The 26,714-nt window shown below is 44.5% G+C and carries 31 protein-coding genes and 3 pseudogenes; 18 read left to right on the top strand and 16 right to left on the bottom strand.

Annotated elements, in window-relative coordinates; all coding sequences use genetic code 11:
• The first annotated feature begins 16 nt into the window (after positions 1 to 16).
• Genes F6J90_RS12555 through F6J90_RS12545 form a run of 3 tightly spaced genes read left to right on the top strand, consistent with a single transcriptional unit; the run spans position 17 to position 1,978 of the window.
• Positions 17 to 1,435, top strand: a complete 1,419-nt coding sequence (locus F6J90_RS12555) for a radical SAM protein (RefSeq protein WP_293093555.1) — start codon at positions 17 to 19, stop codon at positions 1,433 to 1,435.
• A gap of 44 nt (positions 1,436 to 1,479) precedes the next feature.
• A complete protein-coding gene (locus F6J90_RS12550) occupies positions 1,480 to 1,632 on the top strand; it encodes a hypothetical protein (protein WP_293093552.1) in 153 nt (50 codons plus the stop codon).
• A gap of 22 nt (positions 1,633 to 1,654) precedes the next feature.
• Positions 1,655 to 1,978, top strand: a complete 324-nt coding sequence (locus F6J90_RS12545) for a hypothetical protein (protein WP_293093549.1) — start codon at positions 1,655 to 1,657, stop codon at positions 1,976 to 1,978.
• On the opposite strand, the gene F6J90_RS12540 is transcribed toward F6J90_RS12545, so the two are convergent.
• The gene (locus F6J90_RS12540) at positions 1,956 to 2,180 is read right to left on the bottom strand and encodes a hypothetical protein (RefSeq protein WP_293093546.1); all 225 of its coding nucleotides are present in this window, start codon (positions 2,178 to 2,180) and stop codon (positions 1,956 to 1,958) included. The genes F6J90_RS12545 and F6J90_RS12540 overlap by 23 nt on opposite strands.
• On the opposite strand from F6J90_RS12540, the gene F6J90_RS12535 reads away from it, so the two are divergent.
• Together F6J90_RS12535 and F6J90_RS12530 are read left to right on the top strand one after the other, a co-directional pair.
• Entirely contained in the window at positions 2,167 to 2,367 is a 201-nt protein-coding gene (locus tag F6J90_RS12535) for a hypothetical protein (RefSeq protein WP_293093543.1), read from the top strand. The genes F6J90_RS12540 and F6J90_RS12535 overlap by 14 nt on opposite strands.
• A 33-nt stretch (positions 2,368 to 2,400) precedes the next feature.
• Positions 2,401 to 2,700, top strand: a complete 300-nt coding sequence (locus tag F6J90_RS12530; RefSeq protein WP_293093541.1) for a hypothetical protein — start codon at positions 2,401 to 2,403, stop codon at positions 2,698 to 2,700.
• 52 nt (positions 2,701 to 2,752) lie between these two features.
• Here F6J90_RS12530 and F6J90_RS12525 read toward each other — a convergent pair whose 3' ends face one another.
• The 6 genes and pseudogenes from F6J90_RS12525 to F6J90_RS12500 form a co-directional block, all read right to left on the bottom strand.
• Positions 2,753 to 3,244: a DNA-binding protein gene (locus F6J90_RS12525; protein ID WP_293093538.1), complete on the bottom strand. Its 492-nt coding sequence runs from the start codon at positions 3,242 to 3,244 to the stop codon at positions 2,753 to 2,755.
• 10 nt (positions 3,245 to 3,254) lie between these two features.
• A complete protein-coding gene (locus tag F6J90_RS12520) occupies positions 3,255 to 3,419 on the bottom strand; it encodes a hypothetical protein (RefSeq protein ID WP_293093535.1) in 165 nt (54 codons plus the stop codon).
• Positions 3,400 to 3,891 (bottom strand): annotated as a pseudogene (locus F6J90_RS12515) (lipid-A-disaccharide synthase); the annotation flags it as partial. The pseudogene F6J90_RS12515 and the gene F6J90_RS12520, both read right to left, overlap by 20 nt.
• A gap of 477 nt (positions 3,892 to 4,368) precedes the next feature.
• Positions 4,369 to 4,560: pseudogene (locus tag F6J90_RS12510) on the bottom strand (lipid-A-disaccharide synthase); the annotation flags it as partial.
• A 591-nt stretch (positions 4,561 to 5,151) separates the two neighbouring features.
• A pseudogene (locus F6J90_RS12505) lies at positions 5,152 to 5,610 on the bottom strand (lipid-A-disaccharide synthase); the annotation flags it as partial.
• Between the two features lie 173 nt (positions 5,611 to 5,783).
• Positions 5,784 to 5,957, bottom strand: a complete 174-nt coding sequence (locus F6J90_RS12500) for a hypothetical protein (RefSeq protein ID WP_293093532.1) — start codon at positions 5,955 to 5,957, stop codon at positions 5,784 to 5,786.
• A gap of 430 nt (positions 5,958 to 6,387) precedes the next feature.
• Here F6J90_RS12500 and F6J90_RS12495 point away from each other — a divergent pair, with 430 nt between their 5' ends.
• The 6 genes from F6J90_RS12495 to F6J90_RS12470 all read left to right on the top strand — a co-directional run bounded on the left by F6J90_RS12495 (position 6,388) and on the right by F6J90_RS12470 (position 14,840).
• Positions 6,388 to 10,380 (top strand): magnesium chelatase subunit H, encoded by a 3,993-nt coding sequence (locus F6J90_RS12495; RefSeq protein ID WP_293093530.1) that lies wholly within the window; start codon positions 6,388 to 6,390, stop codon positions 10,378 to 10,380.
• A gap of 386 nt (positions 10,381 to 10,766) precedes the next feature.
• Complete coding sequence (locus F6J90_RS12490) at positions 10,767 to 11,042, top strand: hypothetical protein (protein WP_293093528.1); 276 nt, start codon at positions 10,767 to 10,769, stop codon at positions 11,040 to 11,042.
• Complete coding sequence (locus tag F6J90_RS12485; RefSeq protein WP_293093525.1) at positions 11,035 to 11,877, top strand: aspartyl/asparaginyl beta-hydroxylase domain-containing protein; 843 nt, start codon at positions 11,035 to 11,037, stop codon at positions 11,875 to 11,877. Before F6J90_RS12490 ends, F6J90_RS12485 begins: the two co-directional genes overlap by 8 nt.
• Before the next feature lie 13 nt (positions 11,878 to 11,890).
• Positions 11,891 to 12,577 carry a class I SAM-dependent methyltransferase gene (locus F6J90_RS12480; RefSeq protein ID WP_293093522.1) on the top strand — a complete coding sequence of 229 codons (687 nt, stop codon included), beginning with the start codon at positions 11,891 to 11,893 and terminating at the stop codon, positions 12,575 to 12,577.
• A gap of 546 nt (positions 12,578 to 13,123) precedes the next feature.
• Positions 13,124 to 13,711: an IS607 family transposase gene (locus F6J90_RS12475; protein WP_293093519.1), complete on the top strand. Its 588-nt coding sequence runs from the start codon at positions 13,124 to 13,126 to the stop codon at positions 13,709 to 13,711.
• Positions 13,695 to 14,840, top strand: coding sequence for a transposase (locus F6J90_RS12470; RefSeq protein ID WP_293093516.1), 1,146 nt, complete (start codon positions 13,695 to 13,697; stop codon positions 14,838 to 14,840). The genes F6J90_RS12475 and F6J90_RS12470 overlap by 17 nt, the downstream gene beginning before the upstream one ends.
• 279 nt (positions 14,841 to 15,119) lie before the next feature.
• On the opposite strand, the gene F6J90_RS12465 is transcribed toward F6J90_RS12470, so the two are convergent.
• On the bottom strand, positions 15,120 to 15,398 hold the full coding sequence (locus tag F6J90_RS12465; RefSeq protein ID WP_293093514.1) for a hypothetical protein: 279 nt from the start codon (positions 15,396 to 15,398) through the stop codon (positions 15,120 to 15,122).
• Here F6J90_RS12465 and F6J90_RS12460 point away from each other — a divergent pair.
• Positions 15,386 to 15,511 (top strand): hypothetical protein, encoded by a 126-nt coding sequence (locus tag F6J90_RS12460; protein WP_293093511.1) that lies wholly within the window; start codon positions 15,386 to 15,388, stop codon positions 15,509 to 15,511. The two genes, F6J90_RS12465 and F6J90_RS12460, sit on opposite strands and share 13 nt — an antisense overlap.
• Positions 15,512 to 15,707: 196 nt before the next feature.
• The gene (locus tag F6J90_RS12455; protein WP_293093508.1) at positions 15,708 to 17,054 is read left to right on the top strand and encodes a pentapeptide repeat-containing protein; all 1,347 of its coding nucleotides are present in this window, start codon (positions 15,708 to 15,710) and stop codon (positions 17,052 to 17,054) included.
• Between the two features lie 330 nt (positions 17,055 to 17,384).
• Here F6J90_RS12455 and F6J90_RS12450 read toward each other — a convergent pair whose 3' ends face one another.
• The 4 genes from F6J90_RS12450 to F6J90_RS12435 all read right to left on the bottom strand — a co-directional run bounded on the left by F6J90_RS12450 (position 17,385) and on the right by F6J90_RS12435 (position 20,696).
• Positions 17,385 to 18,233, bottom strand: coding sequence for an enoyl-CoA hydratase/isomerase family protein (locus F6J90_RS12450; RefSeq protein WP_293093505.1), 849 nt, complete (start codon positions 18,231 to 18,233; stop codon positions 17,385 to 17,387).
• 464 nt (positions 18,234 to 18,697) lie between these two features.
• Positions 18,698 to 19,399, bottom strand: coding sequence for a Uma2 family endonuclease (locus tag F6J90_RS12445; RefSeq protein WP_293094853.1), 702 nt, complete (start codon positions 19,397 to 19,399; stop codon positions 18,698 to 18,700).
• Positions 19,400 to 19,617: 218 nt separating this feature from the next.
• A complete protein-coding gene (locus F6J90_RS12440; protein ID WP_293093502.1) occupies positions 19,618 to 20,472 on the bottom strand; it encodes a Uma2 family endonuclease in 855 nt (284 codons plus the stop codon).
• Positions 20,473 to 20,570: 98 nt separating this feature from the next.
• On the bottom strand, positions 20,571 to 20,696 hold the full coding sequence (locus F6J90_RS12435) for a hypothetical protein (protein WP_293093499.1): 126 nt from the start codon (positions 20,694 to 20,696) through the stop codon (positions 20,571 to 20,573).
• Between the two features lie 333 nt (positions 20,697 to 21,029).
• Between F6J90_RS12435 and F6J90_RS12430 the strand changes: the two genes are divergently transcribed.
• The 5 genes from F6J90_RS12430 to F6J90_RS12410 all read left to right on the top strand — a co-directional run bounded on the left by F6J90_RS12430 (position 21,030) and on the right by F6J90_RS12410 (position 24,114).
• The gene (locus tag F6J90_RS12430) at positions 21,030 to 21,179 is read left to right on the top strand and encodes a hypothetical protein (protein WP_293093496.1); all 150 of its coding nucleotides are present in this window, start codon (positions 21,030 to 21,032) and stop codon (positions 21,177 to 21,179) included.
• Positions 21,176 to 21,748, top strand: a complete 573-nt coding sequence (locus F6J90_RS12425) for a Uma2 family endonuclease (protein WP_293093493.1) — start codon at positions 21,176 to 21,178, stop codon at positions 21,746 to 21,748. The genes F6J90_RS12430 and F6J90_RS12425 overlap by 4 nt, the downstream gene beginning before the upstream one ends.
• Positions 21,745 to 21,924 (top strand): hypothetical protein, encoded by a 180-nt coding sequence (locus tag F6J90_RS12420; RefSeq protein ID WP_293093491.1) that lies wholly within the window; start codon positions 21,745 to 21,747, stop codon positions 21,922 to 21,924. The genes F6J90_RS12425 and F6J90_RS12420 overlap by 4 nt, the downstream gene beginning before the upstream one ends.
• A gap of 90 nt (positions 21,925 to 22,014) precedes the next feature.
• Complete coding sequence (locus F6J90_RS12415) at positions 22,015 to 22,146, top strand: hypothetical protein (RefSeq protein ID WP_293093488.1); 132 nt, start codon at positions 22,015 to 22,017, stop codon at positions 22,144 to 22,146.
• Positions 22,147 to 22,278: 132 nt separating this feature from the next.
• A complete protein-coding gene (locus F6J90_RS12410; protein WP_293093485.1) occupies positions 22,279 to 24,114 on the top strand; it encodes an aspartate kinase in 1,836 nt (611 codons plus the stop codon).
• Between the two features lie 128 nt (positions 24,115 to 24,242).
• Here F6J90_RS12410 and F6J90_RS12405 read toward each other — a convergent pair whose 3' ends face one another.
• The 4 genes from F6J90_RS12405 to F6J90_RS12390 form a co-directional block, all read right to left on the bottom strand.
• A complete protein-coding gene (locus F6J90_RS12405) occupies positions 24,243 to 24,395 on the bottom strand; it encodes a hypothetical protein (RefSeq protein WP_293093482.1) in 153 nt (50 codons plus the stop codon).
• Positions 24,396 to 24,425: 30 nt separating this feature from the next.
• Entirely contained in the window at positions 24,426 to 25,019 is a 594-nt protein-coding gene (locus F6J90_RS12400; RefSeq protein WP_293093479.1) for a biopolymer transporter ExbD, read from the bottom strand.
• A 15-nt stretch (positions 25,020 to 25,034) separates the two neighbouring features.
• On the bottom strand, positions 25,035 to 25,673 hold the full coding sequence (locus F6J90_RS12395) for a MotA/TolQ/ExbB proton channel family protein (protein ID WP_293093476.1): 639 nt from the start codon (positions 25,671 to 25,673) through the stop codon (positions 25,035 to 25,037).
• Between the two features lie 315 nt (positions 25,674 to 25,988).
• On the bottom strand, positions 25,989 to 26,510 hold the full coding sequence (locus F6J90_RS12390; RefSeq protein WP_293093474.1) for a hypothetical protein: 522 nt from the start codon (positions 26,508 to 26,510) through the stop codon (positions 25,989 to 25,991).
• Between the last annotated feature and the right edge of the window lie 204 nt (positions 26,511 to 26,714).

The raw sequence follows: 26,714 nt of genomic DNA, 5'->3' as shown, positions 1-26,714 counted from the left end.
CTAATTTAAAACTCCTATGCCTACTCGACCTTACCTATTTTATGCCTTAACCAATAGTGTGTGTTCAAAATGTTTAGTAAAAGTCGAGGCAAAAATTATTTTTCAGGATGAGAGTGTTTATCTGGTCAAACACTGTCCTACTCATGGTCGTGAAGAGGTTTTAATTGCTGATGATATCCCCTATTACAAGCAATGTCAAGACTTCATTAAACCAGGGGAAATGCCTCTCAAATTCAATACCCCGATTAAGTATGGCTGTCCCTACGATTGCGGATTATGTCCAGACCATGAACAGCATAGCTGCTTAACCCTGATTGAAGTCACAGACCGATGCAATCTCTCCTGTCCCATTTGCTACGCCGATTCTGGTGTTCAAGATACTTTCCCAGGCTCCCATCAACCACGACGCCACCGAAGCTTAGGCCAAATCGAGATGATGTTGGATGCGGTAGTGGCTAATGAAGGTGAACCTCAGGTTATACAGTTGAGTGGCGGTGAACCAACCATTCATCCAGAGTTCTTTGAGATAATGGATTTGGCTAAGAGTAAGCCGATTCAGCATTTAATGATTAATACCAATGGGGTCAGAATTGCTAAGGACCGCAAGTTTTGCGATCGCTTAAGTCAGTATATGCCAGGCATCGAGGTCTATTTGCAATTTGATAGCTTTTCTGAAACAGCGCTCTTGGAGTTAAGGGGAGCGGATTTACGGGATGTCCGGGAAAATGCGATCGCTAATCTCAATGAGTTTAATATCTCCACTACTCTCGTAGTTACCCTCAAAAAAGGGCTAAATGACCAGGAAATTGGCAAAATCATCGACTATGCTCTACAACAGAAGTGTGTGCGGGGTGTAACGTTTCAACCAATTCAGGCCGCTGGTCGTCTAGAGGGATTTGAAGCAAAACGCGATCGCTACACTCTCACAGAAGTTCGTCGGTCAATTTTGGAACAGAGCCCCTATTTTAAACCAGAAGATATCATACCAGTGCCCTGTCATCCCGACTGTTTAGCCATGGCCTACGCCTTGAAACTCAATGGCAAAGTCATCCCCCTCACAGGACTAATTGACCCGAGCAAGTTAGTTGAAATTGCACCGAATAGCGTCATTTACGAACAAGAAGAAGACTTCAAGAGTAAGCTTTTTGAGCTATTTTCCACCAGTCATTCCCCAGTCTCTTCAGCAACGTCCTTAAAACAGTTACTCTGTTGTTTACCCATGGTATCCGTACCAGAAGGGATGACCTATGAAAATGTGTTTCGGGTGATGATTGTCCAGTTTCTTGACCCTTATAATTTTGATGTGCGCTCTGTCAAACGCTCCTGTATTCACATTGTCCATCCCGATGGGCGAATCATTCCCTTTGATACCTTTAATATGTATTATCGGGACGGGAGTGTGAGTGTGGAGAGTGTCGGAAGTGTGGGGAGATAGGGAGATGGGGAGATAGGGAGATAGGGAGATGGGGAGATAGGGAGATGGGGAGATGGGGAGATGGGGAGATTTTTATTAACGAGAATGATAGCGTTTATCATAGTTATGATACTCCCTGTTCCCTGTTACCGATTCTAAATTATAAATTCTTAATTCTTAATTATAAATTCTTAATTCCCGCTACAGTATACTTTTAAACTTGACTTTCAAGGTGCATTTATGTCACAGATAAATCCCACCAGGGAGCTATTATCAGGAATTTTTATTTTATTTGGAATACATATTATTGCAGTTACTATAGTAATTATACTTTTATGGCTTATCAACCTGATTATCCCAACCCTTGGCTATCAGCTTAATACATTCGGGGCATTTGGCTTGATGGGAATTGGGATATCCCAACTGATTTATGTAATTCCTTTGATTATTAGACTAAGGCAACAACAACGATGGGAGGTGATGAAAGGAGTGATTATTGGCGCAGTTTTAACAGCTTTATTAAATGGAGGCTGCTGGCTATTTATTTTGTCTCAATTTCAATAGCAAAGGGAGTAGGGAGTAGGGAGTAGGGAGTAGGGAGTAGGGAGTAGGGAGTAGGGGGAAGTGTGGGAAGTGTGGGAAGTGTGGGAAGTGTGGGAAGTGTGGGGAGATGGGGAGATGGGGAGATGGGGAGATAGGGAGTGTGGGGAGATAGGGAGATAGGGAGATAGGGAGATAGGGAGATAGGGAGATTGTTATTAGACATTTTTATTAAGGATAATTATAGCGTTTATCATAGTTATTCTGTTCCCTGTTCCCGATTCCCGATTCCCGTTCCCCTCCTGGGAGGGGTTAGGGGTGGGTTCCGATTCCCGATTCCCGATTCCCTGCTCCCTGCTCCCTGCTCCCTGTTCCCGATTCCCGATTCCCGTTCCCCTCCTGGGAGGGGTTAGGGGTGGGTTCCGATTCCCTACTATTCATGTGATATGCCAAGCAGAAATCATAAAAATCCTCTTGTAATCGGCAGTTTAGCCGTTATTTTTATCAATCTAGTAATAGCTATTATTTGTTGGATTATTGTTCAACAATCTACGGGTTATGATGGTCTGTTTTATTTTATTATCTTGTCTATGATTGGTATCGCTCAGTTAGTCTATGTTCTCCCAGCATTAATTGTGCTAAGATTGCTAGGACGATGGGAATTGATGAAAGGAGTGATTATTGGTGGTTTGATTACAGGTTTGTTGAATCTTGGCGGTTGCTTTTTAATGTCAGCTTTAGCTTAAAGGTATTGCTAGCAAGCGTTATTGAAGAATAGCTCTTAATTTCACTAACTGATTAAACTGTTGCGTCAAGGCTATCTTGAGACTCTTCTAATTTATCGTCGAGGTCCTCACTACCAGTAAACACTTTAGTAGTCACTGGAACGTTAGGGTCAACTTGGAGCCACACCGAATCACTAATAGACTCAGCTTGATTGGGTCTATAAACCAGTCGGCAGGCTCCTGCTATTTCTACCTCATGACAGTAATGAGTCCGCTCACCCCGTTTAACAGTAAACACTGGCAAAGATGTCTGGTTCTTGTGATTGTTCTTTAACGCTTCCTCATTAACGTGGATATAGGTAGCTTCCAGATGTTTCTCCTGATTCCATGTACCTTTTGGTCCCCTACGACCTTCCGTGACCACTGGCACACCATCATATAATGGAATCTGCCAAAACCGACCAACTTTTTTGGCTCCTTTGATGCGATCTTTACTTAATAGCATCCGCAGTCGCTGAGACGATATACCCAGCAGAGATGCAGCTTGTGTTGTACCGACAACCATAACTAAAATACTATTGCGGAATAGTATTGTAATCCCATCTAAGTGGGAAAGTCAAGCTAAAGTGGCGAGTAGGGAGTAGGGAATCGGGAATCGGGAATCGGGAGTCGGGAGTCGGGAGTAGGGAGTAGGGAATTCCCACAATTGATTTAGGTAGCTTATATAAGCTCTTTGTCAAGTTCTTGTTTAACCAGTTGAGCTAGGGTTTGGGCAGCTCCTGGTTTTCCCCGAACACTCTTGAGATGCGATCGCATTTCCGACAACTTCTCTGGATGCTCCAGATAGTCTAGGGCAAGTTGGGCAACCTCAACCGGCTCAAGCTTTCCTACCAATTCTGGCACAATTTCCCTTTTTGCCCAAATATTCGGCCATGCAAACAGACGCTTTTGCCCTAGCACCAACCAGTTAATCACTTTCGCTAGGCTAGACCCTACTCCTGGTAACTTGACCAATAGACCGGGTAAGCCATCCCAAGCGCGCATGGCATCTAACTGTTGCGTCGGCAACAGCACAATCATTGGTACGGCCAGAGACCCCAACTCAGCGGTATTCGCTCCCACTGTGGTTAAGCAAAGACAACATTGCGATAACAACTCATAGGCAGGAAAGGACTCCCAGAGTTCTACACACAAGCCACTGGGGGTTTTGAGGAATAGTTGCGGGGTTGTTCGCGTAGCGTGGCCTTTTGGCCAAGGTTGAAGGTTAGGAGGTTGAAGGTTAGCTGGTTGAAGGTTAGCTGGTTGAAGGTTGGGAGGTTGAAGGTTAGGAGGTTGAAGGTTAGCTGGTTGAAGGTTAGCTGGTTGAAGGTTAGCTGGTTGAAGGTTAGCTGGTTGAAGGTTAGCAGGTTTAAGGTTAGCAGGTTGAAGGTTAGCAGGTTGAAGGTTAGCAGGTTGAAGGTTAGCAGGTTGAAGGTTAGCAGGTTGAAGGTTAGCTGGTTGTTCGCGTAGCGTGGCCTTTTGGCCAAGGTTATCTGGATTAACAGGCGACTCTTGATCAATAGACCTATTGCAAAAGTATTTTTCTGATCGTGTTTGCGTCAATTCTTGTCCACTGTTCCCTGTTCCCTGTTCCCTGTTCCCGACTTCTGGAAGAAGTCTAATCAGTTGTGCCTCTGACCATCCTGTCTTGTTAATGATGGGATTGTGATCTCGATTGGCAAATTTGGCTAATGTTTTGAGATCTATGGTAGGAGCAACGGGAATCACAAAGCGAGTTTGGGGTCTAGCCCTATGAATGTGTTCAGCGATCGCTAAAGACAAAGGCACTCCCTGAGCTAGTTTGGCTGGTTTTGACCCTGGTAATAGTGCGATCAATTCAGTTGAAGGTTGAAGGTTATCTTCGGTTGAAGGTTGTTCGCGTAGCGTGGCCTTTTGGCCAAGGTTATCTTCGGTTGAAGGTTGTTGGGTTGAATGTTGAAGGTTATCTTCGGTTGAAGGTGGTTTGGTTGAATGTTGAAGGTTATCTTCGGTTGAAGGTGGTTTGGTTGAATGTTGAAGGTTATCTTCTTTGGTTGAAGGTGGTTTGGTTGAATGTTGAAGGTTATCTTCCGTTGAAGGTGGTTTGGTTGAATGTTGAAGGTTATCTTCTTTGGTTGAAGGTTGTTTGGTTGAATGTTGAAGGTTATCTTCCGTTGAAGGTGGTTTGGTTGAATGTTGAAGGTTATCTTTGGTTGAAGGTTGTTCGCGTAGCGTGGCCTTTTGGCCAAGGTTATCTTCGGTTGAACCTGTAACCTGATAACCTGTAACCTTCAACCTCTGAGTAACCTGTAACCCCTGATTAACCTGATAACCTGTAACCTGTAACCCCTGATTAACCTGACAACCTGCAACCTTCAACCCCTGAGTAACCTGTAACTCCTGATTAACCTGTAACCCCTGATTAACCTGAGAACCTGTAACCTGTAACCTCCTAATTTCTGCCATTAAATCCCCCACTATGGTGAATTTGTGGGCATAGTTCTTAGGCACTTGAGCTATGATATCGGGTTTCATCACTCCAAAGTGGTCAATCCAGCGGTACCAACGAGCATCCCACTCGGCATAGACCACACTGCGATACCCTAAGCGTTTACTAATCACTACTGGGAAAAATTGGTCTCCGCCTAGGAATAGAACCACCCCTTGTGGATGCCAGTCCCAGTTTTGAGCTGTTTTGCCCCACAACAAGAATGGCAAAAAATCCTCTGCTCCCTGCACCCGGTCTACTTCTGGGTAGGATTTTGCGATCGCATCTTCTTTGCCTGTGGCATGAGGGCAAGGTGATAGCACTACCGATATCCGGAGTAATGAACGGTCATTGCCTAGAGTTTCCCGCAATGCCTTCACCACTGGTCGCACCCAGGTGGTCACCTCTCCTGGGCCATTGGACATAACTAAAATATCTGCTGCTGGCACTCTTCCCCACTCCTGATTATGACTATCTGGCTTGCTATCAGTTATCAGCTATCAGTTATCAGCTATCAGTTATCAGCTATCAGCTATCAGTTATCAGCTTATGCGCTACGCGCACGCGTGCGCGTTCAGCTTTCAGCTTATGTCATAAATCACAGGCTAGAAGCCTGTGCCACGCCGCTACTTGAGCTGCCATTGGCCTGTGTCCAAGCTACACCGAACAGCTTTTGAATAACATAAGCTGACCGCTGACCGCTGACCGCTGACCGCTGACCGCTGACCGCTGACCACTGACCACTGACGGCTGACCGCTGACCACTGACCACTGACCACAAAATCTTAAGTAATAATTAAGGAAAAACGATAAGTAATATTTTTATAAATCGATAAAATCTCCTTATATATACAACTAAGCTTACTTTTGTCAAGGATTTTTATTGTTTAGTTTTTTTAAGCTAAGCGGATTTAATACTTCATTGATTGTTAAGTAATATTACAAAAAAGTGTAATTTTTATATCGAATTGTATCAGATAACGGCTGGAACTCCCTGAAAGTATACGTTTTTTGATAGAAACTCTTTAGTTGGCAAAACAAAACTATTTCAACCAAGAGTGAGTGGTCACTGGTAGAGACGTTCGATAGCACATCTGTCAATAAAATCTAAATACGATCAAAACTATCAAAGGTGATCAGCCACTTACCGCCACTCAAGGTAAGGCACAGATAACGAATAATCAGGAAGGAGATCTAGCCGCATGTTCACTCACGTCAAGTCCACCATTAGACACATCACCCCAGAAGCCTTGAATGGGCGTCATTTGCTCAAGGTGGTCTATGTCGTGCTAGAACCGCAGTACCAAAGTGCATTATCAGCTGCTGTTCGGTCAATTAATCAAAATCAACCAGATATCGCTATTGAAATCAGCGGCTACCTCATTGAGGAACTCCGTGACCCAGAAAACTATGAAGACTTTAAACGGGATATAGCAGAAGCGAATATCTTTATCGCGTCACTAATTTTCATAGAAGACTTGGCCGAGAAGGTAGTAGCCGCTGTACAACCCCATCGCGATCGCTTGGATGCCGCAGTGGTATTTCCATCAATGCCGAAAGTGATGCGCCTGAATAAATTAGGTAGCTTCTCCATGGCGAATTTGGGTCAATCCAAGAGTGCGATCGCACAATTCATGCGTAAGCGCAAGAAAAAATCTGGGTCTTCCTTCCAAGACAGTATGCTAAAGCTGTTGCAGACCTTACCGAAAGTCCTGAAGTATATGCCCATGGACAAAGCTCAGGATGCTCGCAACTTCATGCTGAGTTTCCAGTATTGGCTGGGGGGGTCTTCTGATAACCTGGAAAACTTCCTGCTGATGCTAGCAGATAAGTATGTATTTAAGCGGGAGAAGAAAAACAGCGAAGCCTCTGTCCAATTCAAAGACCCAGTGGTTTATCCAGATATGGGGGTTTGGCATCCTCTAGCACCAGAAATGTTTGAAGATGTCAAGGAATACCTGAACTGGTATAGTAGCCGTCAGGATATCTCAACAGATATAAAAGACCCTCTTGCTCCCTGTATTGGTTTAGTTCTGCAACGCACTCACCTAGTTACAGGGGATGATGCCCATTATGTAGCCATGGTGCAGGAACTCGAAGCCATGGGAGCAAGGGTGATTCCCATATTTGCTGGTGGTCTGGATTTCTCTAAACCTGTAGATGCCTATTTTTCTGAGGAACATGGCAAAACCGTAGTCCCCTTAGTGGATGCTGTGGTATCTCTAACCGGCTTTGCTCTAGTAGGAGGTCCAGCACGGCAAGACCATCCCAAAGCGATTGAATCCTTAAAACGCCTCAATCGCCCCTATATGGTTACACTTCCCTTAGTCTTCCAAACTACCGAAGAGTGGGAAGATAGTGAATTGGGACTGCACCCGATTCAAGTAGCATTGCAAATTGCCATTCCAGAGCTGGATGGTGCCATTGAACCAATTATCCTATCCGGACGGGATGGCGCAACTGGAAAATCCATTGCGTTACAGGACCGGATTGAATCAGTAGCCCGACGGGTCATGAAATGGGCGAATTTGCGCCGTAAGCCCAAGCTTGATAAGAAAATTGCCATCACAGTCTTTAGCTTTCCCCCAGATAAAGGCAATGTTGGGTCAGCGGCCTATCTTGATGTATTTGGTTCCATCTATAAAGTGATGGAAGCCCTTAAACACAATGGTTATGATGTCCAAGACTTGCCGGAATCTGCTGAGACACTGATGCAAGAGGTGATCCATGATGCCCAAGCTCAGTACGCTAGTCCAGAATTGAATATTGCTCACCGGATGTCGGTGATGGAGTATGAACGGTTTACTCCCTACTCCACTCGCTTAGAGGAAAACTGGGGACCACCACCAGGACATCTTAATAGTGATGGACAAAACTTGTTAATCTACGGCAAGCACTTCGGGAATGTATTCATCGGAGTACAACCTACGTTTGGGTATGAAGGAGACCCAATGCTACTGTTGTTCTCCCGTTCCGCAAGTCCTCACCATGGCTTTGCTGCCTATTACACCTATTTAGAACAAATCTGGCAAGCGGATGCTGTCCTGCACTTCGGAACCCACGGGTCTCTAGAATTTATGCCAGGGAAACAGATGGGGATGTCTGGAGACTGTTATCCAGATAATTTAATTGGTTCTATTCCTAATCTGTACTACTATGCTGCCAATAATCCCAGTGAAGCAACCATTGCCAAGCGCCGCAGCTACGCTGAAACCATATCCTATCTCACTCCACCGGCAGAAAATGCTGGATTATATAAGGGGTTAAAGGAACTCAGTGAGTTAATTGGGTCTTATCAAACTCTAAAAGATACTGGGCGCGGTGTTCCGATTGTTAACACCATTATGGATAAGTGCCGCTTGGTGAATCTCGATCAAGATATTGCGTTGCCCGAGCAAGATGCCAAGGACCTGAGTGCCGAAGAACGGGATACCTTGGTAGGTCAGGTGTACCGCCGTTTGATGGAAATTGAATCAAGGTTGTTACCCTGTGGGTTGCATGTGATTGGTAAGCCACCAACCGCAGAAGAAGCGATCGCAACTCTAGTCAATATTGCTAACTTAGACCGTAGCGAAGACGAAATCATCGGTTTACCCCGGATTATTGCTAACAGTATTGAGCGAGATATTGATGAAATTTACAGCAACAATGACCAAGGCATCTTAGCTGATGTGGAATTGTTGCAAGAGATCACTCAAGCTACCCGTGCTGCTGTTACTGCTCTAGTTCAAGCTCAAACCGACACCGATGGACGAGTCTCTAAAGTCTCTAAGCTCAACTTCCTCAACCTTGGTAAAAAAGAACCGTGGGTAGAAACCTTGAACAATCTAGGATACACCAAAGTAGATTCCGACGCGATCAAGCCTCTGTTTGACTATCTCGAATTCTGTTTAGAGCAGATAGTAGCAGACAATGAACTAGGAGCAATGCTCCAAGCCTTAGATGGGGAATATGTGCTGCCCGGTCCTGGTGGTGACCCGATCCGAAATCCCGATGTGCTACCGACCGGTAAGAATATTCACGCTCTTGACCCCCAATCCATTCCCACCCTAGCAGCGGTGAAATCTGCCAAAATTGTAGTAGACCGACTGTTGGCACGGCAAAAGCGAGATAATGATGGGGCTTGGCCAGAAACCATTGCGTGTGTGCTATGGGGTACGGATAATATTAAGACCTACGGCGAATCCCTAGCCCAAATTCTGTGGATGGTCGGCGTTAAGCCAGTGCCCGATGCCTTGGGACGGGTGAATAAATTAGAACTAATTCCCTTAGAAGAGTTAGGTCGTCCTCGGATTGATGTGGTAGTAAACTGTTCCGGTGTCTTCCGGGATTTGTTCATCAATCAGATGAATTTACTAGACCAAGGGGTGAAAATGGCCGCAGAAGCCGATGAACCCCTGGAAATGAACTTTGTGCGGAAACACAGTTTGCAACAAGCTCAAGAGATGGGGATTAATCTACGGCAAGCTGCGACTCGGGTGTTCTCCAATGCGTCTGGTTCCTATGCCTCCAATGTTAATTTAGCTGTAGAAAACAGCACCTGGGAAGAAGAATCCGAGTTACAGAATATGTATCTCAGTCGCAAGTCCTTTGCCTTCTCTTCCGATAACCCAGGCACCATGGAACAGAGTCAGAAGATTTTTGAGTCCGCCTTGAAAACCGCTGATGTTACCTTCCAGAATCTTGATTCATCGGAAATTAGCCTTACTGATGTTTCTCATTACTTTGACTCTGACCCCACTAAAGTAGTAGCCAACTTGCGGAAGGATGGTAAGAAACCAACCGCTTACATTGCTGATACCACTACAGCTAATGCTCAGGTTCGCACCCTATCAGAAACCGTCCGTTTAGATGCCCGGACTAAGTTACTTAATCCCAAGTGGTACGAAGGCATGTTGAATCATGGCTATGAAGGGGTTCGTGAACTTTCCAAACGCTTAGTGAATACTATGGGTTGGAGTGCAACGGCTGATGCAGTAGATAACTGGGTTTATGAAGATGTGAATACTACCTTTATCCAGGATGAAGAAATGCGTCAGCGGTTAATGAATTTGAATCCGAATTCTTTCCGTAAAGTAGTGTCTACGTTATTAGAAGTTAATGGACGTGGCTATTGGGAAACCAGTGAAAGTAATTTACAGCTGTTGCGCGAATTGTATCAGGAGGTTGAAGATAGGATTGAAGGAATAGAATAGGATTATTTGCTATAGCGGTTTTCAATTCAGTGAGGTACACAATTTAGGGAATAGGGAACAGGGAATAGGGAACAGGGAACAGGGAATCATATTCCCCCCTTATTAAGATTCCCCCCTTATTAAGATTCCCCCCTTATTAAGATTCCCCCCTTATTAAGATTCCCCCCTTATTAAGGTTCCCCCCTTATTAAGGTTCCCCCCTTATTAAGGGGGGTTAGGGGGGATCCCTACTCAAAGGAGACTGTACCTCATAATTATGAAAAACCCTATAGTCACAATATAGCAATTCTATATCCTATAAGGTACCTATTATCCCCCTAAATCCCCCTTAATAAGGGGGACTTTGAGCTTGAGAAGCGTACCTGATAACTGCGAGAAGCGATGGAGTGTGGTCTTGGGGAGGCAGCGCTCCATCGCTTTACGTCAATTCTTGTCCACTGTTCCCTGTTCCCTGTTCCCTGTTCCCGACTTCTGCAAGAAGTCTATTGTTAATTAATGATAATCAAAATGAATTAGGAACATCATCAAGTAAGATGGAACAGGAAATGTCCGTCACAACTCCCGTTCGAGTGTGCAGAAAACAGCACAACATTATCACCAGACCAGGACATCAACTCCACAATTTGACCGCTAGCAAAGGCTTGATGAGTATTAATGTTTAGTGAAACTATCGGAATTATTCGGGATTTGCCAACTGGATTTTCCCATGATGCCGCCAAAGAAATTGAGCAAGCAACTTCTCTGCCATGGCAAGAAAATTCTTACCGTGAGTATACAAGTCAGGGATATGAAGTTTGTTCACTCTTTAGTAAAAGTGGAGACTCCACCGATACAATTATTGACGATTGCAGCCCAAAACCAACTCCTGAACTTGATAAATTGCCAACAATACGTTCATTTTTAGAGCATTGCAATCTATCGTTGATGTGGGTTCGATTAAACAAGCTTGCTCCAGGTGCTTGCTTTTGGGAACATCGAGATTATTCTGAACTCTCTGAGAAGCAGAAAGTCAGGCTGCATGTACCAATTTCTACATCACCAGATAGCTATATGGTTTTTCAAGATACATCAGTTCACTTGAAGCCAGATACTCTCTGGCTTTTACGACCTGATTCTGATGTACATGGTTTTATAAATGGAAGCTCTGTAAGAATCCATTTAATCATAGATGCTTACCTAAACAATGAACTCAGTAATGAAATTGATCAGGTATATTTACCTGAAGAAAGTTTGACCCTACTGCCTGAGCCAACCCCTGAGACCTACAATAAACAACTTAGCCTTGCTGCTAGACTTGTTGATGATAATCGAGAACAGGATGCTGAAGAATTACTACTTAAAACCTTTTTGCAATACAATCAGCCCTTAGGTTTTTCCTATGACTTAGTTGTAAGTTTGTACGAAAAATATTCTAGGGGTAAAAAGGTGCAGGAATGGATTACTAGAAAGTATCGATTTTTGCATCAAGAAGAACTTCAAAATGTAAAGAATAAATAGGAGCAGCCAGATCATGCAACAAGATCATATTGAAGGTAAGATAGTTGACGGTCGTCTTGGACAATTTCACAGAGATGTTCATGCCCTCACTTATGATCCAGATAGGCTAGAGAGAGCATATGATAAGCATGCAGAGAATTACGATGAATTCCTTTTGGAGTTATCTGGAGACGGTACATCTGGCTGTAGCCACTATACAACTCTATTCTTTAGTAAGCACGTGCCAAAACATAAGGGTCTGCGCATCTTGGATGCAGGGGTTGGTACAGGTATTGGTGGAGTTGAACTGATCAATCTCGGTTACAATCCTCTCTCGATCATAGGTGTTGATCTGTCCTCAAAAATGTTAGCGCAAGCACAGAAGCGAGGAATTTATGAGGCACTTCATCATGCCTGCTTCCCAGAAACAAATGAAATTTTGCAGCCAGATGAATTTGACGCAGTGCTATGTGCTGGAGGCTTCAGTCATGCAGCAATGCCATCCTCAGCAATGCCTGAATTTGTAAGAGTCACTCGACCAGGAGGGTTTGTTGTATTTAGTGTTCGCAAATCTGTGTATGACAAGTCTGATTCAGCAATCAGTGCCATGATAAAACGCCTAGAAGAAGAGCGATCCTGGAAGATTTTTGCTCAAGAGTGTGGAAAATATCTACCTGCTGATGGGGTACAAGCAGTTTACTTTGCCTGCCAAGTTCTTTAGCTTCAGGTTTTTGCGCTCCGTAAGCATATGCGCTACGCGCACGCTACGCGAACAGCATTCAGCTATCAGCTATCAAACCAATTAAAGTAGGGTGGGCAAAGTAATATAATCATTAATACTCAAAACAAGCAAACTGTGTCTTGATGCAGTCGCTCATGGGGGAAACCCCCAAGACCGCGCTGCATCGCTTTTTGCCCACCCTACAAGCTGCTACTCACGGCTGACGGCTGACCGCTGTCAGCTTTCCATTTTCTTTAAAATACCTCCCCAAAAAAAATTTCTAAAAACCCTTGACAACTTAATTTATAATCATTATGATTTTAATATACAAACAACAAGCAAAAGGTGAACCTTATGGATTCAGAATTTCGCCCAAATCCAGAGACAAATCCCGAGGATATAACTCCTAGTAATAATCCTCAAGAATCGTTTCCCAAAAAATACCCTGTTCAGCATATTTTGAGGGGGTCCCGCAAGGGCTTGTGACAGTTGCTGAAAGTGTCTACTAATATTCCAAAATCTACAATTAATTGGTATATTAAATCTATGGCACTTGTACCACTTCGTAAGGCGGTCGAACTTACGGGACTCTCTAGAAACACCCTGAGGAAGTATGCAGATAATGGGACGATCGAATGCGAAAAAACTCCAGGCGGAACCAGATTGTTTAACACAGAAAGTTTGCTTAGCTTCGGACGACGGCAATCAAGACAGTCAACAACCATCTGCTATTGCCGAGTCAGCAGTAATAAGCAAAAAGACGATCTTGCCAGACAAATCGCCTACTTGCACTCCCTCTTCCCGGAAGCGGAAATCATCAAAGATATCGGATCAGGGCTTAACTACAAAAGGAAAGGGCTTAGAACCATACTGGAACGAATTGTGCGCGGAGATCAACTCACAATTGTTGTTGCCTGTAGAGACCGACTCACCCGATTTGGGTTTGAACTCATTGAGTACTTGGTCAGTCTCAACGGTGGAAAGATCTTGGTTCTCGACCAAACTGAAAGTTGCCCAGAATCAGAACTCACCGCAGATCTTCTCTCCATCATTCACGTCTTCTCTTGCCGCGTCCACGGACTCCGAAAATACGGCCAAAAAATCAAAGAAGATTCGAGTGTTCCTAAATCCTGAACAACGAACAACAGTTCGTCAGTGGTTTGGAGTGTCCCGTTATGTCTTTAATAAAACCGTCAAAATACTTCAAGCGGGCGTTGTCAAAGCAAACTGGAAGGCCATCAAAACTGGAATATTGAATGACCTACCTGAGTGGTGTAAAACAGTACCTTATCAGATTAAATCTATAGCGATCAAGGACGCTTGCACTGCTGTCAGGGAGGCCAAGAAAAAATACAAAAAAACTGCACAGATCAATCGAGTAAGATTCAGGTCTCGCAAGAATCCTGTTCAGTCCTGTTATATTCCCAAGTCAGCTGTCTCAGCTAAAGGGGTTTACCACACAAAGTTAGGTCAACTGACTTTTGCTGAGACACTTCCCGACAATATCTGTGATTGTCGATTAACTAGCACCAACGGGGATTATTATCTGGTAGCCCCTTACAAGACAGCTCGCATTAAAACCGAAAACCAAGGTAGAGTAGTGGCTTTGGATCCTGGTGTTAGGACTTTCTTGACGTTTTTTAGTGAGACTTCTGTCGGAAAAATTGGCCATGGTGACTTTTCTCGGATTCAACGTTTATGTCAACACTTAGATAATCTGATCTCAAAGATCGCTAAAGCAAAGGGTAAGCAGAAGCGTCGAATGAGAAAAGCCGCTAGAAGGATGATAATCAGAATTCAGAATCTAGTCAACGAACTTCATCATAAGGCAGCTAGGTTTTTAGTTGATAATTTTGATGTAATACTTCTTCCTACATTTGAGACGTCTCAAATATCTAAAAGACTAAATCGAAAGCTAAGATCTAAAACGGTTCGTAATCTGTTGTCTTTTGCCCACTATCGGTTTAAAGAGTTTCTTAAGCATAAAGCAACTGAAAACGGAAAAATAGTTGTCGATGTCTGCGAAGCTTATACCAGTAAAACTGTTAGTTGGACTGGTGAAATAGTTAAAATTGGTGGAAGTAAAATTATCAAATCCAAAATTGATGGTCGAGTGATGGATAGAGACATTAATGGTGCTCGCGGTATATTTCTGCGTTCGCGCAGCGTGGCCTACGGCCATGCTTTGGGAGATACCCCCTGGCTGAGAAATCAGCTTGCATTAGTGAGCCAGGGTTTGCCTTTGGTAGATTTTGGTAGCTAAAAAGTATCGGCATAATCAACACCATGCATTACCTCTATGTAGTGGGTTATGCGGAAATCTCCGAGTGGACTCCTCTGCAACCGACGGGACTTCCTGGAGAATTTATTACGATGATGACTAAATACCTAACTCTGGGTTAAGCTATTAAATTGCTGGGGGGCTTTGCCCCCTGGCAAAACCATCGGGTTTGCTCCCATGGGAGCATGTCTGGAATGGTGTGAAATCTGAATTACATAAGGTTCATCTGGCCGTGGATAGTATTTCTGCGGCTGTTTTTTTTTAAGGGAGTAGGGAGTAGGGAGTAGGGAGTAGGGAGTAGGGAGTAGGGAGTAGGGAGTAGGGAATCGGGAGTAGGGAATCGGGAATCGGGAATCGGGAGTAGGGAATCGGGAGTAGGGAATCGGGAGTAGGGTTTATCTCACTTTTGCTGTTTAATCCGCTGGGTGGAATGGGGATGTTGGTGGAATGGGGATGTTGGTGGAATGGGGATGTTGGTGGAATGGGGATGTTGGTGGAACGGGCATGTTGGTGGAATGGGGATGTTGGTGGAACGGGCATCTTGGTGGAATGGGGATGTTGGTGGAATGGGCATCTTGCCCGTTATCAATCTTTTCGAGCGGGCAGGATGCCCACTCTACTCCTATTCATGCCTTCAGCAACGCCAAAGTTAAATACCTTCGCCCAGCTTGCAAACCTGAGAATTTTTTTTGTATAGGGGAAAAAAAAGACCTGACGACGGGACTTAGAGAGGGTAATAAATTAGGGGATTACCTTTCCCAAGTAATAACAGGACTTATACAAGCACATTATGTGAGCATATAAAGTCACTGAAAACCTCTATTTTAGATTTATCCCTAGTTAGCAACTATGAAGTTTAAGCAAATACTTAATCAAATAAAAGTATCGATATCTGGGTCAAAAGCTTCTCGCCAAGATATTGATAAAATAGCTTTCAAGCTTTATAATAATCGTCAAATAACAGAAAAAACATGGAATGATCAACAAGACTGGCTTAAAGCTGAAGAAATAGCTAACAATCCCTTGAGATTACTAGTGTTTAAGTGCAATCAACCACTTATCAAAACCGAAAAAAAGTTTTTGGAACCAGTTTTAGATTACCTCAAGAGGTTAGCACTGCTAGAAATTTTAGAACTACTCGGTAATATATCTCTACTTGTTGGTGTAATTGTCTTTATCGCTGGTGAGGAGGATAGACGAAATAGTGAGATTTATCAAGCATGGCAGGTAATTACAGCAGCTTATAATCAAGCTGGCAGTGGCGGTAGAATACAAGCTCTGGAATTCCTAAACTCAGAACCAAAGCGTATTTCTAGGTTGTGGTTGTTAACTTGGGATAGAGAAAGTTTAAGAGGTTTAGAAGCTCCAAAAGCTTATTTAAGAGAAGTTCAACTCTCTAATGCTGACCTAGCTAATGCTAATTTACAGGAAGCTAATTTACGGAAAGCTGATTTACAGGAAGCTAATTTACGGGAAGCTAATTTACGGGAAGCTAATTTACGGGAAGCTAATTTACAGGGAGCTTATTTACAGAGAACTGATTTACATAAAACTGATTTAGAGGAAGCTAATTTACAGGGAGCTAATTTACAGGAAGCTAATTTGCAGGGAGCTGATTTACAGGGAGCTAATTTACAGGAAGCTTTTTTAGGAAAAGGTTATTTAGCGGCATTTTACCAGGAAGCTAATTTACAGAAAGCTAATTTACAGGGAGCTAATTTACAGAGAACTTATTTAGATGGAGTTAATTTACAGGAAGCTGATTTACAGGGAGCTAATTTACAGGAAGCTGATTTACAGGAAGCTAATTTACAGGAAGCTGATTTACAGGGAGTTAATTTGCAGGAAGCTAATTTAAAGTACGCTAATTTACGGAAAGCTAATTTAGAGGATGCTAATTTACAGGGAGTTAATTTAGAGGGTGCTAATTTAGAGGGTGCTAATTTACAGAGTGCTAATTTAGAGGGTGCTAATTTAGAAAAATCTAATTTAAAAAATGTACTTTATTCAGACAAAACCACATTGGCAGCTGTGTGTACAAAAAATAACATGAGCTATCCTTGCCCCACCATCTTTCCTAAAGACTTTGACCCTAAAGCTGCAGGAATGAAACTCATAAAAGATCTAAAAGATATACCTACCCAAGGCAACTATTGGATAGAGAGGTACAAGCCACCTTCCCATTGGAGTCTATGAGGTAAGCACCTGGGGGTTTTTCTGGGGTGCTGTCGAGCTTGTTTCGGATTATTTCAATCGGAAGTCAAGATAAAAAGGGAGTCGGGAGATAGGGAGAGCTGACCAAGTCCGATAAAATGCGATCGCATAAAACATCCCACTACTCCCTTGGGTTATCGACAGTATTTGTAACCCAAGCCATTAAATCCCCCTTGTAATAAATTGCTGCTCCAGGCCAGGTTTTCCCAAAGTCAACTGCAGTTTTCCATTCTTTCCATTCATCATTGATGCATAACAGGTGGGGGCATGGGCCCCCGTCAGAATGTTAGCGATAAATCCCGTCTTGGACAATTATTCTTTTACGTCCTGAACTTTGACCAGCATATCCGGCCAGGAGCGCTGATTATCCATATCAAACTGTGCACCTTGTTCATCTGCCCACTTGAAGCGTTTAAGAGCTGGAGTTTGGCTGGTTGCCTGATATAACCAATAAGCTTCAGCCCTGAGCGCTTCTTCAATTGACACATCGATAGACTCATAAACAGCCTGTTTAGTCGCATTGATCGACTCGGACGGCCAAAGGGCAATACGTTTTGCAAGATCTTCAACAAAAGGTCCGATCTCTTCGGGATCCAAGGCACGGTTGATCGTACCAACCCTTTCCGCTTCATCAGCATCAAAATCACGGGCACCCAAAACAATCTCAAGGGCACGACCAAGACCGACTTGGCGCGCCATACGGGATGCACCACCACCGCAAGGTAGGATGCCCATACCAACTTCCATCTGCATGAATCTAGCTTTACCGCGAGCTGCGAAACGCATATCGCAAGCAAGGGCAAACTCATGGCCTCCACCTCTGGCAAAGCCTTCGATTTTGGCAATGGTCGCCTGAGGCAGTTTGCTAATTCGCTCTAGCACTACCTGTAGATCTAACAACTTCACCTCGTCCCGTGAAACGGCTTTGCCTGACATATCCTTCAGGAAATTAGTATCAGCATGGCAGACGAAAATCTCAGGATGCGCTGATTGGAAAACCACAACTTTAATATCCCTGTCAGCTTCCAATTTCTGAGCTAACATATTCAGGTCAGCAAGCATTGGCAGCCCCTGAACATTCACAGGTGGATAATCAAACGTAACAGTGAGAACCCCATCATTAACTTCAGCGTTAAATGTTGTAAACCCTTCATAGTTCATTTGTATTGCTCCTGGTGTTGGTTAATGTTAGAATCCTTCGAGGGCATTCTTGCCGATCACAGGATCACTCTGGTGAAGCTCATGAGCCGTTTTAAGACAGTCTGGATCATAACATAGCTGAATTAGTATCGCACCTCGGCTAAAGAATACTTAGCGCATCGTCTTGTTGAGTTTGTTGAAAAAGGGGTTTGAGTCCCAACCATGCAAGAAATCGCCCTAAGAACGGCGTTGCTGAATTAAGGAATGAATGCGCGATAACCTGGTTTTGTTAAAGCCCCCTAAATCCCCCAAATTTGGGGGACTTTGATAGTTTTGTTCCCCCCAGAATTGGGGGGCTAGGGGGGCGAAAGCATACCCAAAATCAGCAACGCCCTAAGAACTGTACCAATTAAACCCTCTAACAATCAGGAGCCTCAAACCCTTGAAATCTCCTTGACTTTACAAGCCAGATACAAACACTATAGTCAAAGATCAAAATCCTCTGGATCTATCCCTTTCGCTCTTAATTGTTCCAGCAAGGCTTTCATACGACTTCTTTCTTGCTCTAAAGCTTTCTCCGCTTGCTGTTTCAGTTCAATAGCTTGCTCTTTGAGTTCAACAATTTCCAAATAGCTCGCAAAGCGCTCACCATTAGGATAATACAGTACCAATTCCGACTCTACTAACTCAAAGGTAATTCCTAAACGGGGACTAACCCAACCAAGCATCTGGGGGATAGCTTCTAACTTTTCTGATGAACGCAACCAGCCTTTTAGTGTTGTCCGATTTGGATCATAGAGATAGTACTCTTCTAGCTCATGGTTATGGTAAAACTTGAGTTTATCATCTTCTAATTCTTTGATAGTGTTTGTGTGTGACGCTATTTCAAAAACTACCTGGGGATTAATGTTATCTTCAACCCAGGTTTTGTAAGAACGCCGATGCCCTTTCGGTCTACCAATCACCACCATCACATCGGGTGCTTGGTTAATTTTTGGTTGTCCTTCTACTGGATACCACAACAAATCCCCTGCTACAAACACATTGGGGTCATCTTTAAATCTAAGGTCTAGGCCAGACTTAATGGTAGTAATTAGTTCAAATTGAAGGGTATTGTCCGCCAAAGGTTTGCCGTCACTTTCGGGATAAAAACTATCATCAGTAGTTGGCTGTAGCTGTTGAACCATTGTCAAACGTTTACCTGAGCTGATAATGAAGAATAGGGAATCGGGAATCGGGAATCGGGAAAATGGAGCAACTCGTTCCAATTTATTGATCATAAACTCAGTGCATCTCCTACCTTTTGGTGGTGCGTTACGGGGCTACTGGCTACGACCTTGAATATCATGGCAATCCCTCCCCTAACGCACCCTACGCACTTACACCAATCCCTTATGCGATCGCTTCAAACTTGATCAGGATCGACTCCCATAGCTCGTAAACGAGCAGCCAGTTGCTCAGCTCGTTGTTGAGCTTGGGTGGCTTGTTGTTGAGCTTGAGCTGCTTCTTGTTGAGCTTGGGTAGCTTGTTGTTGAGCTTGGGTAGCTTGTTGTTGAGCTTGGGTAGCTTGTTGTTGAGCTTGGGTAGCTTGTTGTTGAGCTTGGATAGCTTCTTGTTGAGCTTGGGCTGCTATTTCTTCAGCAGTAGGTAGCACAATTCCTTCTAAAGTAGCCCAACGTAACCAAGTCGTATCGACATTATTTTTATAGACCCCTTGCCAACGGACTAAGGCTAATCCTAATCTTTCGCTAATTAGTCGTCCTTGTTCATCTTCAGTTAAAGGCTGATAGACGCCATTGTGCAACCTAAATCCGGCAAAATCCTCTGGATTAAACGGATCGTACCAAAAATATTCTGGTACTCTGACTTGGTCTTGATAAACTACTTTTTTAGTAGTTTTATCCGTGTTAGCTGTACTGTCAGAAATTAGCTCAATAATCACATCAGGTGCTTTACCTTCTTCCCAAACTACCCAACTGAGTCGTTCGGCTTTGGGAACTCCAAGCACTACAAATACATCCGGACCTCGGAAGTCTTGATTCTTAATTTGTTCTGTACTGAAATAAAGAAACATATTACCCCCAAAATAGCCATCCTCCCGCTGGGCTAACCAAGGGTATAACGGGTCAGTCAGCAATTCCATCTGAAGTTTATGTCGTTCCGTTTCCATAGGAATACCGTCATCACAAGGAAGTTCATATTGAGTTGGCGGTATAGGAGGAGTATTAGGCACAACAGCAGAGGTCATAGTTTTAGACATAGTGGTGGTATTTCCTACTCAAATTTAACGCCTATCGCTAAGGTATCGTTGAAACTCGCCAAAAAACCCAGCCGTTGGTTCTGTCTTTTTTGAGCAAACTATGGTAAAGCGCTACGCGCAATGGCATTGGCAAGAGGCAAGAGGCAAGAGGCAAGAGGCAAGAGGCAAGAGGCAAGAGGCAAGAGGCAAGAGGCAAGAGGCAAGAGGCAAGAGGCAAGAGGCAAGAGGCAAAAGTCTACTACAAAAGCAAACCTTTTTGAGCTTTTATAAATGTCAAAGCCATAACGGAGTTGCTATACTAGCTATTCTATTAGTAGTCAATTTTTCTAGGGCAACATCGGAATAGTTATTGATCAGTGGGAATCAAAAACGCGATCGCTTTTAGCGGAAGCGAAGCTTCATCGCGTGACTCGCGTAGCGTGACCAAACGCGAACGCGTGGCCTTTTGGCCAAGGTCAATCGCTCAAAAAACTATATAGCGTTAATTTTAATTATTTATACTTATAATTTACCTTAAAGTTTCTTCTCCCAACTCCCAACTCCCTTTGCTAAATAACTTGAATATAGTGCTCTCTAGCCTAATCAGGTACACAATATTTTTTCGCTCTTGCCTCTTGCCTCTTGCCTCTTGCCTATTCTCTGTTCCCTGTTCCCTACTCCCTACTCCCTACTCCCTACTCCCCACTCCCTTTCCTAAACAATCATGAGCACTTTAACCCTTGATCTCCAATCAATTAACCTTACCGACGAGCAATTTTTCCAGCTTTGTCAAGACAACGACGATTTAAAATTTGAACGCAATGCTAATGGAGATTTAATTATTATGTCACCCACTGGCGGCAGCACAGGAAACCGTAATCTAGAAATAGGCTACCAACTTCAAGCCTGGAGTCGTCAAAACAAGTTGGGAATTGCTTTCGATTCCTCCACTGGTTTTAAACTCCCCAATGGTGCCGACCGTTCTCCCGATGCATCTTGGATACCATTACAAAGCTGGAATAGTTTAACTCCTCAACAACAAGAGAAATTTCTGCCCCTGTGTCCTGACTTTGTGATTGAATTACGTTCGCCCAGTGATCCCTTAATAGCAATTCGCAAAAAAATGGAAGAATACCGAGACAATGGCACTCGTTTAGGTTGGTTGATTAATCGTAAAGAGCGACAAGTGGAAATTTATCGACCAGGTAAAGAGGTTGAAGTTTTAGAGTCTCCCACTAGTTTATCGGGAGAAGAGGTTTTGCCTGGTTTTGTGCTGTATCTTGATCTAATTTGGTGAAGGAATCTAAGCATTCAGCGGTCAGTTGTCAGCAGTCAGCTCTCAGCAGTCAGCGGTCAGCGGTCAGCTATCTTGCTTTAAACCTGTATGGTCTTTTTTTACTGTCCAATAAAACTCCAGATCTCTTTTGCCTTTTGCCTCTTGCCTCTTGCCTTTTTCGGCAATCGATGAATTGACAACCCAGATACAAAAGCTGATTGCTGAAAGCTGAAAGCTGATAGCTGATTGCTTCTCTAAAAACAAGAGACTGAAAAAATATTTCTTTGTTGACAATTATTGACGATTTTGTTAACGTATCCAGGGAATTACGATGTAAGCAGTCAGCAGTAAGCGGTCAGCCGTCAGTGGTCAGCCGTCAGCCATCAGCCGTCAGCCATCAGCCGTCAGCCTTTAGCTGAAAGCACCATCTGTAGCACCATCTGTAGCGCTAATCGCTGTTCGCTGATAGCTGATAGCTGATAGCTTACATTACAATTCACTCAATCCTGGAAACGGGAGTCAAACAAAAAAACAAATAGTGGAATAAGCTTATGGCGCTAGTTGTCCAAAAATACGGTGGTACCTCGGTGGGCTCTGTGGAACGCATACAAGCCGTTGCCCAGCGAATTCTCAAAACAGTCCAACAAGACAATTCCGTGGTAGTGGTGGTGTCCGCTATGGGTAAGACTACCGATGGTTTGGTACAACTAGCGAAAGCCATATCCCCTAATCCCTGTCGTCGGGAAATGGATATGCTACTATCCACCGGTGAGCAAGTATCCATTGCTCTATTATCCATGGCCCTACAGGAATTAGGGCAACCAGCTATTTCCCTAACTGGCGCTCAAGTGGGTATTGTAACAGAAGCTAAACACAGTAGCGCTAGGATTCTGCAAATCGAAACCGAGCGGCTGGAGCGGTCTTTGAACGAGGGGAAAGTTGTAGTAGTTGCTGGTTTCCAGGGCATCACCAGCACTGATGACTTAGAAATCACTACCCTAGGTCGGGGTGGCTCTGATACCTCAGCCGTAGCCCTAGCCGCAGCACTGGGGGCATCTCGGTGTGAGATTTATACCGATGTACCGGGGATTTTAACCACTGACCCCCGGATTGTACCGGATGCTCAACTGATGCCAGAAATTACCGCTGATGAAATGCTGGAATTAGCTAGCTTAGGGGCAAAAGTCCTCCATCCCCGTGCCGTGGAAATTGCGCGCAACTATGGCTTAACCTTAGTAGTACTATCCAGCTGGAGCGATGAGCCTGGCACTAGGGTAATTTCCCCAAGCTCTCCCCCCCGTTCCTTAGAGGGATTAGAAATTGCTCGACCAGTGAATACCGTAGAATATGACACCGACCAGGCAAAAATAGCCCTCTTACGAGTGCCAGATTCCCCTGGTGTAGCAGCACGGTTGTTTGGTGAAATTGCAGTTCAAGACCTAGATGTGGATTTGATTATCCAGTCAATTCACGAACAGAATACTAATGATATTGCTTTTACCGTTAATACCGCTATTATCAATCGAGCGGAATCAGTAGCCGAAGCCATTGCTCCCGCCCTGCGTCGCCAAACCACCCCCGATACCCAAGAAGCAGAAGTGATGGTAGGTAGGGATATTGCTAAAGTCTCGATCACTGGGGCAGGGATGATTGGACGTCCTGGGGTTGCAGCTCAGATGTTCCAGGCTTTAGCGGATGCCGGTGTCAACATCGAGATGATTTCCACCTCCGAAATCAAAGTCAGCTGTGTGATTGATGCCCTCGAATGCGATCGCGCGATCGCGGCCTTGTGTAACTGTTTCGATATCAACAATACCCCCATTCATCTACCCATTCCTCCTGAAGCAGGAGATACTGACCACTCAAGCGAGATCACCCACCCCCCCGTTCGAGGTGTAGCTCTAGACATCAACCAAGCCCGTCTAGCCATTCGGCAAATTCCCGATCGTCCAGGCATGGCAGCCAAGATATTTGGAACCTTGGCAGAGCACAATATTAGTATTGATATGATTATCCAGTCCCAACGCTGTCGAATCATTAATGGAATTGCCACCAGGGATCTTGCCTTCACAGTACCTCAAGCAGAAGCAGAAATGGCTCAGAAAGCCCTACAACAGATGGCACCAGTGATTGGGTGTAGTGAAATTCTCCTGGATGCCGATATTGCCAAAGTAAGTATTGTCGGTGCTGGCATGGTTGGACAACCAGGCATCGCAGCACAGATGTTTGCTGCCCTAGGTTCGGAACAAATCAATATTCAAATGATTGCCACCTCAGAAATTAAGATTAGCTGTGTTGTTGCCCAAGACCAAGGAGTGCGAGCATTGCAAGCTATCCATAAAGCCTTTGGTCTTGCTGGAAGCCAAAAAATAGAGGTTCCAGCTTAGGAATCTAGAGAGGGGGAAGTGTGGGGAGAGGGGAAGTGTGGGGAGAGGGGGAAGTGTGGGGAGATAGGGGAGTGTGGGGAGAGGGGGGAGTGTGGGAAGATAGGAGAGTGTGGGGGGAAAAGTAGTTTTCAATAATTGGGTATACTTAAAGACATTGTCTTGATCCAAAGCGCGAGTGGTTTGATTTCTGTGTGGGTCACCCTTATTAAGGTGGGGGAAAAAACCCTTTCTGACTCCCCATCTCCCCATCTCCCCATCTCCCTATCTCCCCATCTCCCCATCTCCCCATCTCCCCACACTTCCGAAAAACCTTATTTATTATTGGTAGATCCAGGCAAGAACTTTAATATGTCATTAATCGAATCGGAGGAGTTTTTTCCAGGGGAGTTAACCTTAGGGACACCTGTTCCCGATGGTAGGGAAGGTATAAAGTCAATGGATTGACCTGAGGATCCCGGTAGAGTAGCTAGGGCTACGCGATCGCCTCCCACTTGTCGTAGCACATCCAATACCTGAACGACCTCGTTGTAACTGGCCTCCTTGGAAGCATAAAGCGCCATCAACCCATAAGGATTGGTTTGACGATATGCCTGCAGTTTCTTTTTGAACTGCTCTTGGGTTACCACTGGCTCCTGTTCAACATAGAGTTGACCAAACTCATTGAGGCTAACCATTAAGATTTGCCGTCCTTGAGGCTTAGCAGTACTTGCCTTAGGCAAATCCACGCTCAGGGCTTGCTGGCGAGATAAGGTAACAGCTGCCAAAATGAAAAAGGTCAGAATACAAAAAATCACATCAATCAGGGGAACAATCTCAACCCGAACCTCTTCCGGCGAGCTATCCATTCGCAGTCTTAGAGGACGGATTGCCATCGGGGAACTAGCTGAATCCTTTTTTTTATTCATAGATTTTTCCTTGGACTAAGAGCTTTCTTCTTGTTGTAACCAATTTTGTCGATAAAGCAATTCCAACTCGCTTCCGGCTTTGCGGAACACTTTAACTTGGTTAAACCAAAAAGCCTGAAATAGTCGATAGAAGGCCAGACTGATAATCGCCACAATCAAACCTGTAGCTGTGCTAATCAGTGATTCTCCAATCCCCTGAGTCACCCCATCGGTGGAAGCTGTTCCAAGGTCACTAATGCGAATGGAACCCAATGAATTAATCAAGCCCAACACTGTACCGAGTAATCCCAAAAGTGGTGCTAGAGCAATGACAGCTTCCAGGAGTTTGTCCCCCCGTCGCATAGCAGCTAATTCATCATCCGCAGCCGACTCTAGAGCCAGTCGGAATACTTCTGGGTCAGGATTATTCAGTCGTAAAGGAGCATACAAATATCTACCGATGGGTTGTCGGCGTGACTCTAGGGCAATCTGTCTAGCAACATGCCAGCTACCAGCTGCTGCCTCTAGAACACGATTAACAATTATGCCTTCCCTCAACGCTATAGTTGCCCAAAACCAGATCCGTTCAAAGATAGTACCCATAGTTAGGATCGATAGAGCCAACAGAGGCCACATGGCGATCCCACCTTTTCCAATAAGTTCGACAATATCCACGACTTGCCCTTACTTCCAAATAACTCAGTGGTCTATCAATCTTCTATTGATTTTCAACCACTTGCCAAGAAACTGATCCTATTTTCCACAAGTTAACTGATTAGGTCAGGAAATTTACACTTGGACTTTAGCATATCCGGTACAGAGTGTCTTAGGTAGTGCGGGCAGTGTGGGGAGTGTTAGGAGATAGGGAGATAGGGAGATAGGGAGATGGGAAGATGGCGAGATAGGGAGATGGGCAAAAATTTCATTTGATCTTCTTCCTCTGATTACGATAACCAAGTTCCATATTAGGGAAAGCCTCAATTTTTGGTTTCATGGTGGAACGGGCATCTTGCCCGTTTGATGGTGGAATGGGCAAGATGCCGGTTTGATGGTGGAATGGGCATCTTGCCGGTTTGATGGTGGAATGGGCATCTTGCCGGTTTGATGGTGGAATGGGCATCTTGCCCGTTTCATTGTGGAATGGGCATCTTGCCCGTTTGATGGTGGAATGGGCATCTTGCCCGTTTCATGGTGGAACGGGCATCTTGCCGGTTTGATGGTGGAACGGGCATCTTGCCGGTTTGATGGTGGAACGGGCATCTTGCCGGTTTGATGGTGGAACGGGCATCTTGCCGGTTTGATGGTGGAATGGGCATCTTGCCGGTTTGATGGTGGAATGGGCATCTTGCCGGTTTGATGGTGGAATGGGCAAGATGCCGGTTTGATGGTGGAATGGGCATCTTGCCGGTTTGATGGTGGAACGGGCATCTTGCCCGTTTCATTGTGGAATGGGCATCTTGCCCGTTTCATTGTGGAATGGGCATCTTGCCGGTTTGATGGTGGAATGGGCATCTTGCCCGTTTCATTTACCTAAGTCCTAAAATATATAATTCTAGTAAAAACTCTAATCAAACGGGTGGTTATCCCCATAGTCGGTTTCTGGAAGAATCTGGCAGTATAAATAGTAGCTATAGAGTATTGAGCTGTTGTTTGGTACATCAGAGCCGGAGAGTTCCCCAGTCCGGTCTATAAGCAAAACCGCTTGTCCGGTTGCTT

Origin of the sequence: Moorena sp. SIOASIH (genome assembly GCF_010671925.1) — a bacterium.
GTDB lineage: Bacteria > Cyanobacteriota > Cyanobacteriia > Cyanobacteriales > Coleofasciculaceae > Moorena.
The sequence above is the reverse complement of the archived record's forward strand: the minus strand, read 5'-3'. Positions and strand labels throughout refer to the sequence as shown.

What these genes read in the sequence shown, in the direction of transcription:
- F6J90_RS12555 (WP_293093555.1), top strand. Translation starts at nt 17, where the DNA reads ATGCCTACTCGACCTTACCTATTTTATGCCTTAACCAATAGTGTGTGT.
- F6J90_RS12550 (WP_293093552.1), top strand. Translation starts at nt 1,480, where the DNA reads ATGGGGAGATGGGGAGATGGGGAGATTTTTATTAACGAGAATGATAGC.
- F6J90_RS12545 (WP_293093549.1), top strand. Translation starts at nt 1,655, where the DNA reads ATGTCACAGATAAATCCCACCAGGGAGCTATTATCAGGAATTTTTATT.
- F6J90_RS12540 (WP_293093546.1), bottom strand. Translation starts at nt 2,180, where the DNA reads ATGTCTAATAACAATCTCCCTATCTCCCTATCTCCCTATCTCCCTATC.
- F6J90_RS12530 (WP_293093541.1), top strand. Translation starts at nt 2,401, where the DNA reads ATGCCAAGCAGAAATCATAAAAATCCTCTTGTAATCGGCAGTTTAGCC.
- F6J90_RS12525 (WP_293093538.1), bottom strand. Translation starts at nt 3,244, where the DNA reads ATGGTTGTCGGTACAACACAAGCTGCATCTCTGCTGGGTATATCGTCT.
- F6J90_RS12495 (WP_293093530.1), top strand. Translation starts at nt 6,388, where the DNA reads ATGTTCACTCACGTCAAGTCCACCATTAGACACATCACCCCAGAAGCC.
- F6J90_RS12485 (WP_293093525.1), top strand. Translation starts at nt 11,035, where the DNA reads ATGTTTAGTGAAACTATCGGAATTATTCGGGATTTGCCAACTGGATTT.
- F6J90_RS12480 (WP_293093522.1), top strand. Translation starts at nt 11,891, where the DNA reads ATGCAACAAGATCATATTGAAGGTAAGATAGTTGACGGTCGTCTTGGA.
- F6J90_RS12475 (WP_293093519.1), top strand. Translation starts at nt 13,124, where the DNA reads ATGGCACTTGTACCACTTCGTAAGGCGGTCGAACTTACGGGACTCTCT.
- F6J90_RS12465 (WP_293093514.1), bottom strand. Translation starts at nt 15,398, where the DNA reads ATGCCCGTTCCACCAACATCCCCATTCCACCAACATGCCCGTTCCACC.
- F6J90_RS12455 (WP_293093508.1), top strand. Translation starts at nt 15,708, where the DNA reads ATGAAGTTTAAGCAAATACTTAATCAAATAAAAGTATCGATATCTGGG.
- F6J90_RS12450 (WP_293093505.1), bottom strand. Translation starts at nt 18,233, where the DNA reads ATGAACTATGAAGGGTTTACAACATTTAACGCTGAAGTTAATGATGGG.
- F6J90_RS12445 (WP_293094853.1), bottom strand. Translation starts at nt 19,399, where the DNA reads ATGGTTCAACAGCTACAGCCAACTACTGATGATAGTTTTTATCCCGAA.
- F6J90_RS12440 (WP_293093502.1), bottom strand. Translation starts at nt 20,472, where the DNA reads ATGTCTAAAACTATGACCTCTGCTGTTGTGCCTAATACTCCTCCTATA.
- F6J90_RS12425 (WP_293093493.1), top strand. Translation starts at nt 21,176, where the DNA reads ATGAGCACTTTAACCCTTGATCTCCAATCAATTAACCTTACCGACGAG.
- F6J90_RS12410 (WP_293093485.1), top strand. Translation starts at nt 22,279, where the DNA reads ATGGCGCTAGTTGTCCAAAAATACGGTGGTACCTCGGTGGGCTCTGTG.
- F6J90_RS12405 (WP_293093482.1), bottom strand. Translation starts at nt 24,395, where the DNA reads ATGGGGAGATGGGGAGATAGGGAGATGGGGAGATGGGGAGATGGGGAG.
- F6J90_RS12400 (WP_293093479.1), bottom strand. Translation starts at nt 25,019, where the DNA reads ATGAATAAAAAAAAGGATTCAGCTAGTTCCCCGATGGCAATCCGTCCT.
- F6J90_RS12390 (WP_293093474.1), bottom strand. Translation starts at nt 26,510, where the DNA reads ATGCCCATTCCACCATCAAACCGGCAAGATGCCCATTCCACAATGAAA.